Source organism: Flavobacterium sp. NKUCC04_CG, assembly GCF_019345525.1.
GTDB lineage: Bacteria > Bacteroidota > Bacteroidia > Flavobacteriales > Flavobacteriaceae > Flavobacterium.
This window is the reverse complement of record NZ_JAHKRA010000024.1, coordinates 1-12,637: the sequence shown is the minus strand read 5'-3', so window position 1 is coordinate 12,637 and position 12,637 is coordinate 1. Positions and strand designations below refer to the sequence as shown.

Genomic DNA, 12,637 nt, shown 5'->3' with positions numbered 1-12,637 from the left:
TTATCTTGGTTGAACTAGTATTTTTTCAGAAGCCAGTAAAACTCCCGATTGGTTTTTAACTTTTACGATATACATGCCGGAACTCAGATTTTGCAACGGAATTGACTTTTGCTCGGTTACCAGCTGTTGTTTAAGACATAATTTTCCGCTTATATCGTAGATTTCCAATTGAAGAGGAGAAAATGTTTGTGCAGCATCCCATTCGAATTGCAATTGGTCACGAACGGGATTGGGGAAGATTTTGAAAGTGCTTTTTTCAAAGCGGGAAGTACTTAAGCGTTGGCTGTTGTAGATGGCTTGACTTCCGTCGCCACTAACGATAATTAATTGTTGTAAATCAGTACTCGGACCAACCAAAGTATAAGTAAACGGTAATAAAGTGTTGTCTCTAAAAAAATCAATATGGAAATTTGAAAACTCTAGATTCTCTCGATTAGAACAATAGGTCATGGGGAAAAAAGAATAGTTATCCACATTAAAACGATTAAATTCTAAAAAAACTATGTCTGTCCAGAAAACATCACTTCTACAGTAACCTGTAATCATCATTCGTTCCTTTAAATCAAAATCCAAAATAAAAGGATGTATACTACTTTCATCATTTAATGGCGGATAATATACTGTATCATCAACGATTAATTTCTCTAAATACCATATGTTGTCTGTTAACAACTCAGGTTGAGCCAGCGCGAATTGACAGGCTCCTATAAGAGCCAAAATAAATAATTTTGTTTTCATAAGCTTGGTGTTTTATCATGGTTGAATTAGAATTTTTTCGGAAGCCAGCACTACTCCCGATTGGTTTTTAACTTTTACGATATACATGCCGGAACTCAGATTTTGTAATGGAATTGACTTTTGCTCGGTTGGCAGCAGTTGTTTAAGACATAATTTTCCGCTTATATCGTAGATTTCCAATTGAAGAGGAGAAAATGTTTGCGCAGCATCCCATTCGAATTGCAATTGATCGCGAACGGGATTGGGAAAAATTTTAAAAATGCTTTTTTCAAAGCGGGAAGTACTTAAGCGTTGGCTGTTGTAGATGGCTTGACTTCCGTCGCCACTAACGATAATTAATTGTTGTAAATCAGTACTCGGACCAACCAAAGTATAAGTAAACGGTAATAAAGTGTTGTCTCTAAAAAAATCAACATGGAAATTTGAAAACTCTAGATTCTCTAGATTAGAACAATATGTCATCGGTAGAAAAGTATACTCATATATAGTAAAACTATTAGAGTCTAAAAAAACAATATCTCTCCAATTAAATCCATTTTTACAGAAACCTACAACCATGAATTGTTTTTTTAAATCAAATTGTAAGATAAAAGGATATACATTGCTTTCGTCATTTAATGGCGGATAATATACTGTATCATCAACGATTAATTTCTCTAAATACCATATGTTGTCTGTTAACAACTCAGGTTGAGCCAGCGCGAATTGACAGGCTCCTATAAGAGCCAAAATAAATAATTTTGTTTTCATAAGTTTGGTGTTTTATCATGGTTGAACTAATTTATTTCGAAAGTCAATAAAACTCCCGATTGATTTATAATTTTTATGATATAGAAGCGTCTTTAACGAATGCCTTGAACACTATACGCTTTAAAATAGAGCTCCTACTGAAACATGACTGTTTTGCTACTTTTAGGTATTTTGATTAAGTAATACGGTTGCGACACCACTTCAAAACCCCTATTATTCTCTTTTAAAACGATATGTGCAACTCTGTTGTTTTGCTCTTCGATTAGTTTGTCGATATAAACTACAAATCCCGTATGGGGTCTGATTTGATCAAAAGAAGCCAAAACATCATAAGCCGAAAAATCTATGGTATCTTCAATAAAACCATCCGATACGCGATTGTGCCTATTCATTTTTTCCAGTAAATCATGCCACTCTGTAAGACCGGTAATCCATATACTACCCGCCTCTATATCTTCTAAGCCGTTACCCAATAAATTCCCATTACTGATGAGAGAAAATTCTATTTCATATGGATTTAAAGCTTGTAAATTGTTGGCTGATTCCTTCTTTTGGCAGCCGAAATGTAACAGTATAACCACTGCTATAATTAATTTTTCTTTCATAATTTTTTCATTTTTTGAAACGTTTTATAAAAGGATGCTACCCTTTTCAATAAGAGAATTAGGCCTTTTATTCAACGCTTAAAAGTGTTCATTTGAAATGATTCGAAAAATTCTAAACTCGAACAATTCGATGGTTTCTCTTTTTGGAAAGACAAACGGAGCTAAAAAAGTTTTTAAATATTAATAATCAAATATGAATTAAAAATCAAATAACACTTAATTATAATATAAAAAACAACCATATTGATGTAAATATATAAATTAATACTATACTATAACATGATTTAACAAATATAAACTGTTAAAAATGGCTATAATTATACAAAAAAGAATATTGGATAGCGGTTAAAAAATTTCAGGATATATTTTATTCTATACAAAAACATTGTTACTTTGTATAAAAAGTAAACCGATGATTCAAGCAACTCATATTGAAAAATATTACGATCAATTGCAAGTTTTAAAAGGAGTTGATATACATATTAAAAAAGGAGAGATTGTATCCATAGTAGGAGCTTCAGGTGCTGGTAAAACCACCTTGCTTCAAATTTTGGGTACTTTGGATAAACCCACTATTACGGCAACGACTAGTTTAGTGATTAACGGCCAGAATATCTTACAACTCAATGATAAAGATTTGTCGGCCTTTCGCAATATCAATTTGGGATTTATTTTTCAATTTCACCAGCTTTTACCTGAGTTTACAGCTATGGAAAACATCTGTATTCCAGCATTTATTGCGGGAAAAGATAAAAAAGAAACCGAGATAGAAGCTCGAAAACTGCTCGATTACTTGGGAATTAGTCACCGCGAAAAGCATTTCCCGTCGGAGCTTTCTGGCGGAGAACAACAACGCGTAGCTGTTGCCCGAGCTTTAATCAATAAGCCCGAAGTAATTTTTGCCGATGAACCTTCTGGAAATCTCGATACCCTTAGCGCCGAAAACTTGCATCAATTGTTTTTTAAACTGCGCGATGAGTTTGGACAAACTTTTGTTATCGTAACCCACAATGAAGAACTAGCCAATATGGCCGACCGAAAGCTCGTTATGGTTGATGGTCTTATACAACAAAGTACGACCGCTTTAAGAGAGGAATAATCTAAAATTTATCTCCTATAAGTACTGATACATTTTATTTTTAAGCTCGCTCAGTGTTATTATATTGGGTTAGGACAAAAACGCGACAAACAGTTTAATAAAAACATTGTTGATGATATCAACAAAAAAGGCTCCTACCATAGGTACTATTAAAAAGGCTTTGTGGGAAGGACCGTATTTACTTGTAATGGCTTGCATATTGGCTACGGCTGTAGGTGTAGCTCCTAATCCAAACCCACAATGCCCTGCACTTAAAACAATTGCATCGTAGTCTCTGCCCATTACGCGATAGGTAACGAATATAGCAAAGACAATCATCAATGCCGTCTGCGCTAGCAAAACAATCAATACCTGAGTAGCCAATCCGGCCAAATGCCACAGTTGTAACGACATTAATGCTATAGTTAGAAATAGGTATAAACCGGTATTTCCCAAAACATCCACCGCGTGATCATTAACAATATAGGTTGTAAAATGTGCCATTATATTTCTAATGATTACCCCTATAAACAAACACCAAACAAAATTGGGTAATTCCAACCAAGTCCCTTTAAAATACATAAATAAAAATTGCCCCAATGCAATACAGATAGCAAACATCGTTAGGGTTTCGATCATGTTATGAACATTGATTCTACGTTTAAAAAGTGGGTTTTCAAAATTCTCAGTTACCGTATCCTCTTCGGTATTTGCCTGAGGTTTGATTTTATTCTTTTTAAGTAGATACTTTGCTACTGGTCCACCGATAACGCCACCCATAACCAAGCCATATGTAGCACAGGCCAAAGCCAATTCTGATGCACCGCTTACCCCAAAAGTTTTGGTTAAATCATGTGCCCAAGCGGCACCAGTACCGTGTCCGCCAGTCAATGTAATCGATCCTGCAATGAGTCCATAACTCGAATCCAATCCGACTATATTGGCCATAGTAATACCAAAAACATTTTGTAAAAAAATAAAACTTCCGGTCAAAATAACGAAAATCACCAAGGGCTTCCCTCCTTTTTTTAGTCTTGCAAAATCGGCACTTAAACCTATAGATGAAAAGAAAAACAACATCATAGCGGTTTGCAAGCTCGTTTCAAACTCAAAGCTAAACCCGGTATAATAATAAATTAAGAAAAGTAAGATGGCTACAAAAAAGCCACCAACCACGGGTTCGGGTATGTTATAATTTTGAAAGAACTTTACTTTTTGTACAATAAAAAACCCCAATAAAAGCACCAGACAGGCGAAGGTTAGCGTTTGAAAAATATCAAATATCATAAGAGGAGAATCTAAATTTATAAAATTTTTTAACACAGCAAAAATATACATAAAAAAATTGAAATCGCGTTACAAGTTATAGGTTTATTAATTCACGAGAATACTGTACCTTTGCGACTTAAATAAATTTATGTCATTTCAATCATTAGGATTATCGTCTCATCTGAGTAAAGCGATTAATAATTTAGGGTTACTAAAGCCATTTGCTATACAAACGCAAACCATTCCACTTATCCTTAAAGGTAAAGATGTCATGGGAATAGCTAAAACGGGATCGGGAAAAACACTGTGTTTTGTAGCTCCTTTGTTGCAAAATATTCAACATCAAAATTACGACAAAAGTCGAAATGTAAAGGTATTGGTTTTAGTACCTACTCGCGAATTAGCCGTACAGATAGAAAAAACCTACCAGGATTTACAAGTTGCACTCCGCCGTCCAGTACAGTGTATGGCAGTTTACGGAGGGGTGTCTATAAATCCACAGATGAAAAATATTTACGGTACAGAAATCTTAATTGCAACACCGGGTCGTTTGTTGGACTTGATTGATCAAAATGCCTTGTCTATTTCGGAATTGGAATACTTGATTATCGATGAAGCTGATAAAATGTTTCAATTGGGATTTGAGGATGAAATGAATCGTATTTTAGCCATGGTTCCTGCAAAAAAACAAACGGTTATGTTCTCTGCTACCTTAAACGATAAAGTAGCACAAATTAAAAAAACCTTAGGAATCACTCCAGAAGTAATTGAAGTTAAAGAAGAAGCCTTGGAGCTGGAGTCAATTGAACAAATTGCTTATAGAGTGGCCGCAGAAAACAAGGGTCCATTTTTACGATACCTGATAAAAGAACAACATATTTCACCGGTTTTGGTTTTTGTTTCGTCAACGCGAACAGCTGAAAACTTAGTTGAAAAATTAAAGAAAAACGGTATTAATGCTTTAGCTGTTCACGGAAAAAAATCGCAAGGTGCGCGTATGGACAACCTGGCCGACTTTAAAGTAGGTGATGCTGATGTTTTAATTGCTACGGATTTAATTGGTCGTGGTATTCACATCGAGGGCTTACCTTATGTAATCAACTACGAATTGCCGCGATCTCCTTTAGATTATGTTCACCGAATCGGAAGAACTGGTCGTGCCAACGAATTGGGTAAAGCCATTTCTTTAATTACAGCAGATGATGAACATCATTTTAAAATCATTCAAAAGAAAATGGGTCGCCAAGTCGAAATAATCGAGACGGATTCCATCAATCTTAAAGGATTGTAATTTATAGGCGGATTCGCAGAATTGTGAATCCGCCTATAAATCTTATTAAAACCCCTCAAATATTCCCAGTCCAAATAGGGCAAAATCATATTTTACGGGATCCTTCTTATCCAAATTTCTCAAACTCGTATCCAATTCCAACAAAGCTTTTCCATCGTTTTGTTTACGGTCTAATAACCCCAATTTCCGAGCAACATTACCAGAATGTACATCTAAGGGACACGATAATTTTGAAGAACTTATATCTTTCCATATTCCCAAATCAACACCCGTACTATCCTGTCTAACAAACCAACGTAAGCACATATTAATGCGCTTGGCCACAGAGCCTTTTGCCGGATTGGCCACATGCTTCCGAGTTCGACTTTCATGCTCAATTTCAAAAAATATTTCGTGCAAAGCCACGATAGCGGGTTGCAGTGAATCCGCAGTTTGATGTGTAGTAAAAACCTTTTCTAAACCGCCGTGATGTGTATAAATATGCTGTAAAGCCTTTATAAAATATCGGAAATCTGTAGCGTTAAAAGTTCTGTGTACAAACCCTTCTAAGCGCTCGAGCTGCCATTCATCGTGATTCATTACAAAATCATAAGGTGAATTACCCAACAAATCCATCATACGATGCCCGTTTTTCGTGATCATTGTACGATTGCCCCAAGCGATCGTTGAGGCGAGAAATCCCGCAATTTCAATATCTTCCTTAATCGAATAACGATGCGGAACACTGATTGGATCGGGTTCTATAAAATCAACAGTATTGTATTGAAGCACTTTGGAATCTAGAAAATCTTTTAATTCATTTTTAGGTATAAACATTAGTGATTTTAATTTTAGCCATGGAACGAATACTATTTTATTATCACATCATACAGAATTATAGCAATCTATACAATTAGCATTTATATATCTTGATAATCCAATGGAATGCTGTTATAATATATCGCTTTTACAACCCCATCAGACAAGCCGATTTTGGGTACAAAAATCTGTTTAGCACCACTCCATTTCATCGCATTGACATAAATCTTTAATGCCGGAATGATTACATCGGCCCTATCGGGATTTAATCCTAAAGTAGCAATACGTTGCTCGTAAGTCAATGCCTTTAACAAGTTCAATTGTGTCGTCAAATACAAATAACCCAAGGGTTTGTCTTGTGCTTTGCGCGACATTTTAAAAATCTTATTGATATTCCCACCCGAACCTATGAGCAAAATATCTTTGTGCTGTTCCGTTTGAATTTTTAACCATTTTTCAATTTCATTCCATACGGAATCCGTCACCATATTATTGATTAAACGAACCGTTCCATTTTTAAATGATTTGGATACCGATGCTTTGCCATTGGTAAACAAAGTAAACTCTGTACTTCCGCCACCAACATCGACATAAAGCACCGTTTTTTCAGAAGTGATGTATTGCTTTAAGTCGGAAGATGCAATGATACTCGCTTCTTTTTTGCCATCGATTACAACAATCTTAATTCCAGTTTCTTCCAATATCAAATCAACGATATCCTGACTGTTATAGGCCTCCCTCATAGCCGAAGTAGCACAAGCCATAAAACGCTCTACTTTATAGACGCGCATCAACAATTTAAACGCCTTCATCGCATCGAGCATACGCGAAATATTCTCTTCAGAAATCTCCCCTACCGTAAAGGCATCCTGCCCTAAACGAATCGGAACACGAATTAAAGAACTCTTACTAAAAATAGTTGGTTTGCCTTCTTCTTCAATAATATTCATAATCAATAAGCGCATGGCATTGGAACCGATGTCAATGGCTGCGTATCTCTTTATTTTTAGCATAGCACTAATCTAAATTTACATCTAATTGGTCTCTAAAATATCTATAGGTTTGGGTTTGAGCCTGAAAAGCAGCTTCACCCTCATGACGGTATTCGTTGGATAAATCTTCCGAGTGTATACGCGCTTTTATATTGCCTTTCCATCCGATCGCAAAGGTATCTAACAATTCTTTTTTAATGTGAACATCATAAATCGGACAAGTGACTTCGACACGATCATCCAGGTTTCGGGTCATAAAATCAGCCGATGATATAAAAACATCTGGGTTTCCTTCATTTCCAAATACATATACCCGAGAATGCTCCAAATATTTATCAACTATACTGATTGCTTCAATATTATCACTCATACCGGGAATACCCGGTATCAGACAACAAATTCCTCGAATAATCAATTGAATTTTCACCCCTGCATTACTCGCTTCATACAGTCTATCAATCATTTTAATATCCGATAAACTGTTCATCTTTAATTTGATATAAGCTTCCTTACCCAATTGAGCGTTTCTGGTTTCTCTCTCTATTAATTTATAAAATTTGGAACGCGTATAATGTGGCGATACCAATAAGTGTTTGTATTTATGTACGCGATAACTAACTTGTAAAAAGTCAAAAATCTTTGAAACATCTTTTAGTATTTGCGAATGGCTAGTCAATAAAGTTACATCGGTATATATTTTAGCGGTGCTTTCATTAAAATTGCCCGTTGATATAAACCCATAACGTTTCACTTTTTTGTTCTCCATACGCTCGATAACGCAGATTTTAGAATGTACTTTTAGTCCTCTTACTCCAAAAATCAATTCGATTCCCTCGGTTTGCATCAATTCGGCATAGTAAATATTACTCACCTCGTCGAAACGCGCTTGCAATTCAATCTGAACCGTTACTTTTTTTCCATTTTTGGCAGCATTAATCAAGGAACTAATCACTTGTGAGTTCTTTGCCAATCGATATAAAGTAATTTTAATCGACAACACTCTCGGATCTAGTGCAGCTTCACGTAAAAACCGAACGATATACGAAAACGATTGATAAGGGGTGTGAATCATAAAATCACGACGTTGAATTTCGTCGAGTACACTTCCTTCAAAACTCAAACCCGGTACGGGTAATGGAGCATCGTTTTGCGAAATCAAATCGTTTCGTCCTAACGTTGGGAAATTCATATAATCCCTTCTATTGTGATAACGTCCTCCGGGAATAATACTGTCGATAGCTTCGATTTTAACCCGACCTAATAAAAAGACCAAAGTATCGTTGTCCATCGATTGATCATATACAAAACGCACCAATTCGCCATCGCGACGATCGCGAACGCTGGTCCATATCTTTTCGACAAAGGACTTGTGTAAATCGGTATCAAAATCCAATTCGGCATCTCTAGTGATTTTAATCATGTGAGCGGAAATGCTCTCATAATTAAATATACTAAAGATATGATGCAAATTATAGCGAATAATATCATCTAATAATATGATATTCTTTTGATTATCCTGTGAGGGCAACTCGACAAACCGATTAATGGTATTGGGAATTTCAACGATAGCATAACGAATCTCCTTTTTAAGGGGATTGATTTCCGATGGTTGTTTCATCACCAATTTTACAGCTAAATAACCCGACGTGTCCTTTAAAAGTGGAAACTCAGCCAAATCATTTAATATAATTGTTACCAAATCGGGGCTTACTTGATGGAGGAAAAATTCCTTTACAAAGTTTTGCTGCGGTTTATTGATTTGCGTTTCATCTAACACAAAAATTCCATGGTGCTGTAATTTGTCTTCGATTTCCTTTAGGATACGCAAACTCTCGGTTTGTTGATTAATTACAATTTTTGTGATTTGCGCAATTAAATCTTGAGCAGTTATACCACTTTCTAGCTTTTTATGCGCATTTCCAGTTAAGGTAAAGCGGCGTACAGCCGCGTAGCGAACTCTAAAAAATTCATCTAAATTATTGGAGAAAATCCCCAAAAAACGAAGCCGATCCAACAGAGGAACCGAAGGATCACCAGCTTCTTGCAACACTCTTTCATTAAAAGCTAACCAGCTTTTTTCACGATCTAAATATCTAAATTTTATTGGCTTTGGACTCATACTTGTAAATCTCTTGGAAAAATAGTTTGCACAATTTTACCTTTCGAGATTTGATTCCAAGAATCATTGTCAAAATCAATTTCAACAACACCACTGGTTGGGACATTTTCAATCGAAAGGTCTCCAAATTTATTAACAAATTTCGTTATAGCATCATTGTGCCCGAAAAGAATTAGGTTAGAATGGCTGTTTTCACAACTTTTTATGATTTTTTCCAATTCTGCAGCCTCAAAAGTGTATAGTCCGCTTTTCTGAATTACCGATTCCAACGGAATTAAAAAGTTTTGTGCAAAAATAAGGGCCGTTTCTCTAGCTCTTTTTGCCGGACTTGTCCAAATAATCGAAGTTTTTGGTAAATTTTGTACTAATCTATCTGAAACATTATGCGCATCATTTATTCCCTTTTTAGACAGCGGTCTATCGAAATCCTGAACGGGGGTATTCCAACTGGATTTGGCATGTCTTATTAAAATTAATTTCATCATTTCTATAATTTTAAGTTTTATTTAAGTATAATGCTAATTCGAAGTCTATTTTGCTTTTTTATTCCTTTAAATATAATCAATTTTCCTTTAAATACACAATAGAACATTATTTTTTTATAACGAGATAATTAGCTTAATTTTGTTTTTTAAAAGAAATCATCATGAAAAACTACTCCATTGAATTCAAATGGGCTGCGATCAGTACCGTTTTAGCCATAGCTTGGATGTATTTAGAAAAAACCTTGGGCTATCACGACGAAAAGATCGGCACACAAGTTTTGTTTACCAACCTGTTCTCCTTGGTTTTAATTGCCGTATTCATCATGGCGTTAAAAGAAAAGAAAAAGAACTTTTTTAACTCGATCATCACTTGGAAACAAGCTTTTATTTCAGGAATTATCCTTACTTTAATGATTACTATTTTTTTTCCATTAGTACAATATATAACTTATACTCAAATATCGCCAGATTTCTTTACTAAGTTAATTGCTGTTATCAGCGCAAAAGGCAGTATGTCTGTAGAAACAGCCTCCACCTACTTTTCCTTTGACAACTACCTAAAACAAGGGGCTTACAATAACCTTTCTTTAGGTGTAGTAACCGCTGCTGCAGTAGCGTATTTTATTCAGACTAAAAGTCTAAAAAAATAATTCAAAATCACTATCTTTGATAGTACAAAACACACCTATAATGGATATCAACAACATCCCCTTAATAAAGAATACAGATAGTGGTAACTTTTTTTTACTTGCAGGTCCTTGTGCCATAGAAAGTGAAGAAATGGCTTTTAAAATAGCTGAACGCCTTGTTCGAATTACCGACGACCTAAAGATTCCTTTTGTTTTTAAAGGTTCATTTAAAAAAGCCAATCGTTCTAGAATCGACAGTTTTACTGGAATTGGAGACGAAAAAGCCCTTAAGATCATACAAAAGGTTGGTCAAGCATTTAACGTACCTACGGTAACGGATATACACGAAAATGCTGATGCCGCTATGGCAGCAGCATATGTCGATATTTTACAGATTCCTGCCTTTTTAGTGCGTCAAACCGATTTGGTTGTAGCCGCAGCAAAAACGGGAAAGACCATCAATTTGAAAAAAGGGCAATTCATGAGTCCTGAAAGCATGAAACACGCCGTTCAAAAAGTACTGGATTGCGCCAACGAGAACGTGATGATTACCGATCGTGGAACCATGTTTGGCTACCAAGATATGATTGTTGATTACCGCGGAATTCCAACTATGCAACAATACGCAACGACCGTTTTAGACATTACCCACTCCCTACAACAACCCAATCAATCCTCAGGAGTTACTGGTGGAAGACCCGATTTAATTGAAACTGTAGCCAAAGCTGGTATAGCTGTCGGGGTTGACGGAATATTTATAGAAACCCATTTTGATCCAGCTCATGCAAAAAGTGACGGAGCCAACATGCTTCATTTAGATTATTTCGAAGATTTAATGAAAAAACTGGTTGCAATTAGACAAACCATAATTCAATTCTAAAACGGTTAAAAAAAAGATTTTTCTTACAAATTTAGTAATCAAATAGTTATCTTAAAATCGAAAACTATTTATAAAAAAATCTTTGTAACCCTTGTAGAATCGAAAAAGTACGCTATATTTGCACCGTTGAAAGACATAGGCGAGTCGCTTACTGGGGAGATACTCAAGCGGCCAACGAGGACGGACTGTAAATCCGTTGGGAAACCTTCGTAGGTTCGAATCCTACTCTCCCCACCAAACAGATCAAGTTTTCTTGGTCTGTTTTTTTTTGCTCCATATACAACCGGCTGCTGTACGTTCAAGCGAGACCACAGTAAAACTATTTATTTCTATAAATACTGTTTGTCAGTCCGTCTCACTCTTTTCAACAACACACAAATCACATCATCAGAATTACAGGACATTACAAAGCTTTTTTCTGCAACAATACCATTACTTCGGTTTTTGATTAAATAAGCCCTAAGACTTACTCTCAATAAACCCTATCGCCTTCCGCTATAAAACCTACAGCTATTGTATCGCAATACTCGTAAAAGAACCGGACATACTATTCAGGCACTTTAAATTATAAAAAGAAAATCAACTCCAAATCGCTAATAGACTGATTTTCTTAATATTTACAAAAACACCCACTAAAAAAAATAAAAAAATCAGATTATATCAGCCCTAAACACTTGCAGATTACAAAAACTACTGTATATTTGCACCGTTGAAAAACATAGGCGAGTCGCTTACTGGGGAGATACTCAAGCGGCCAACGAGGACGGACTGTAAATCCGTTGGGAAACCTTCGTAGGTTCGAATCCTACTCTCCCCACCAAACAGATCAAGTTTTTCTTGGTCTGTTTTTTTTTTTACAATAGTTTTTTTTTGTTTGCAGATACGCAGATACGCAGATACGCAGATACGCAGATACGCAGATACGCAGATACGCAGATACGCAGATACGCAGATACGCAGATACGCAGATACGCAGATACGCAGATACGCAGATACGCAGATA

General features: G+C 35.8%; 12 protein-coding genes and 2 tRNA genes. 6 read left to right on the top strand and 8 right to left on the bottom strand.

Annotated elements, in window-relative coordinates:
• The 3 genes from KO524_RS14285 to KO524_RS14275 form a co-directional block, all read right to left on the bottom strand.
• On the bottom strand, positions 1–738 hold the full coding sequence (locus KO524_RS14285) for a T9SS type A sorting domain-containing protein (RefSeq protein WP_219294908.1): 738 nt from the start codon (positions 736–738) through the stop codon (positions 1–3).
• A gap of 15 nt (positions 739–753) precedes the next feature.
• Positions 754–1,488, bottom strand: a complete 735-nt coding sequence (locus tag KO524_RS14280) for a T9SS type A sorting domain-containing protein (RefSeq protein WP_219294907.1) — start codon at positions 1,486–1,488, stop codon at positions 754–756.
• A gap of 134 nt (positions 1,489–1,622) precedes the next feature.
• Positions 1,623–2,093: a hypothetical protein gene (locus KO524_RS14275; RefSeq protein WP_219294906.1), complete on the bottom strand. Its 471-nt coding sequence runs from the start codon at positions 2,091–2,093 to the stop codon at positions 1,623–1,625.
• 412 nt (positions 2,094–2,505) lie between these two features.
• Here KO524_RS14275 and KO524_RS14270 point away from each other — a divergent pair, with 412 nt between their 5' ends.
• Positions 2,506–3,192 carry an ABC transporter ATP-binding protein gene (locus tag KO524_RS14270; RefSeq protein WP_219294905.1) on the top strand — a complete coding sequence of 229 codons (687 nt, stop codon included), beginning with the start codon at positions 2,506–2,508 and terminating at the stop codon, positions 3,190–3,192.
• A gap of 69 nt (positions 3,193–3,261) precedes the next feature.
• Here the strand turns inward: KO524_RS14270 and gltS are convergent, their stop codons facing one another.
• Positions 3,262–4,458: a sodium/glutamate symporter gene (gltS, locus tag KO524_RS14265; protein WP_219294904.1), complete on the bottom strand. Its 1,197-nt coding sequence runs from the start codon at positions 4,456–4,458 to the stop codon at positions 3,262–3,264.
• 130 nt (positions 4,459–4,588) lie between these two features.
• Between gltS and KO524_RS14260 the strand changes: the two genes are divergently transcribed.
• Positions 4,589–5,731: a DEAD/DEAH box helicase gene (locus KO524_RS14260; protein WP_219294903.1), complete on the top strand. Its 1,143-nt coding sequence runs from the start codon at positions 4,589–4,591 to the stop codon at positions 5,729–5,731.
• Between the two features lie 45 nt (positions 5,732–5,776).
• On the opposite strand, the gene KO524_RS14255 is transcribed toward KO524_RS14260, so the two are convergent.
• The 4 genes from KO524_RS14255 to KO524_RS14240 form a co-directional block, all read right to left on the bottom strand.
• Complete coding sequence (locus KO524_RS14255; RefSeq protein WP_219294931.1) at positions 5,777–6,541, bottom strand: TIGR02757 family protein; 765 nt, start codon at positions 6,539–6,541, stop codon at positions 5,777–5,779.
• Between the two features lie 89 nt (positions 6,542–6,630).
• The gene (locus KO524_RS14250; RefSeq protein WP_219294902.1) at positions 6,631–7,542 is read right to left on the bottom strand and encodes a Ppx/GppA phosphatase family protein; all 912 of its coding nucleotides are present in this window, start codon (positions 7,540–7,542) and stop codon (positions 6,631–6,633) included.
• 4 nt (positions 7,543–7,546) lie between these two features.
• The gene (ppk1, locus tag KO524_RS14245) at positions 7,547–9,640 is read right to left on the bottom strand and encodes a polyphosphate kinase 1 (protein WP_219294901.1); all 2,094 of its coding nucleotides are present in this window, start codon (positions 9,638–9,640) and stop codon (positions 7,547–7,549) included.
• Positions 9,637–10,125 (bottom strand): histidine phosphatase family protein, encoded by a 489-nt coding sequence (locus tag KO524_RS14240; protein ID WP_219294900.1) that lies wholly within the window; start codon positions 10,123–10,125, stop codon positions 9,637–9,639. Before KO524_RS14240 ends, ppk1 begins: the two co-directional genes overlap by 4 nt.
• 161 nt (positions 10,126–10,286) lie before the next feature.
• On the opposite strand from KO524_RS14240, the gene KO524_RS14235 reads away from it, so the two are divergent.
• The 4 genes from KO524_RS14235 to KO524_RS14220 all read left to right on the top strand — a co-directional run bounded on the left by KO524_RS14235 (position 10,287) and on the right by KO524_RS14220 (position 12,454).
• Positions 10,287–10,775, top strand: a complete 489-nt coding sequence (locus KO524_RS14235; RefSeq protein ID WP_219294899.1) for a DUF4199 domain-containing protein — start codon at positions 10,287–10,289, stop codon at positions 10,773–10,775.
• Positions 10,776–10,815: 40 nt separating this feature from the next.
• Entirely contained in the window at positions 10,816–11,634 is an 819-nt protein-coding gene (gene kdsA, locus KO524_RS14230) for a 3-deoxy-8-phosphooctulonate synthase (RefSeq protein ID WP_219294930.1), read from the top strand.
• A gap of 153 nt (positions 11,635–11,787) precedes the next feature.
• Positions 11,788–11,871, top strand: a tRNA-Tyr gene (locus KO524_RS14225).
• Positions 11,872–12,370: 499 nt separating this feature from the next.
• Positions 12,371–12,454, top strand: a tRNA-Tyr gene (locus tag KO524_RS14220).
• Positions 12,455–12,637: the final 183 nt, after the last annotated feature.

Excerpts from the sequence above, each read along its gene's own strand:
- KO524_RS14285 (WP_219294908.1), bottom strand. The coding sequence starts at position 738 with ATGAAAACAAAATTATTTATTTTGGCTCTTATAGGAGCCTGTCAATTC.
- KO524_RS14280 (WP_219294907.1), bottom strand. The coding sequence starts at position 1,488 with ATGAAAACAAAATTATTTATTTTGGCTCTTATAGGAGCCTGTCAATTC.
- KO524_RS14275 (WP_219294906.1), bottom strand. The coding sequence starts at position 2,093 with ATGAAAGAAAAATTAATTATAGCAGTGGTTATACTGTTACATTTCGGC.
- KO524_RS14270 (WP_219294905.1), top strand. The coding sequence starts at position 2,506 with ATGATTCAAGCAACTCATATTGAAAAATATTACGATCAATTGCAAGTT.
- gltS (WP_219294904.1), bottom strand. The coding sequence starts at position 4,458 with ATGATATTTGATATTTTTCAAACGCTAACCTTCGCCTGTCTGGTGCTT.
- KO524_RS14260 (WP_219294903.1), top strand. The coding sequence starts at position 4,589 with ATGTCATTTCAATCATTAGGATTATCGTCTCATCTGAGTAAAGCGATT.
- KO524_RS14250 (WP_219294902.1), bottom strand. The coding sequence starts at position 7,542 with ATGCTAAAAATAAAGAGATACGCAGCCATTGACATCGGTTCCAATGCC.
- ppk1 (WP_219294901.1), bottom strand. The coding sequence starts at position 9,640 with ATGAGTCCAAAGCCAATAAAATTTAGATATTTAGATCGTGAAAAAAGC.
- KO524_RS14240 (WP_219294900.1), bottom strand. The coding sequence starts at position 10,125 with ATGATGAAATTAATTTTAATAAGACATGCCAAATCCAGTTGGAATACC.
- KO524_RS14235 (WP_219294899.1), top strand. The coding sequence starts at position 10,287 with ATGAAAAACTACTCCATTGAATTCAAATGGGCTGCGATCAGTACCGTT.
- kdsA (WP_219294930.1), top strand. The coding sequence starts at position 10,816 with ATGGATATCAACAACATCCCCTTAATAAAGAATACAGATAGTGGTAAC.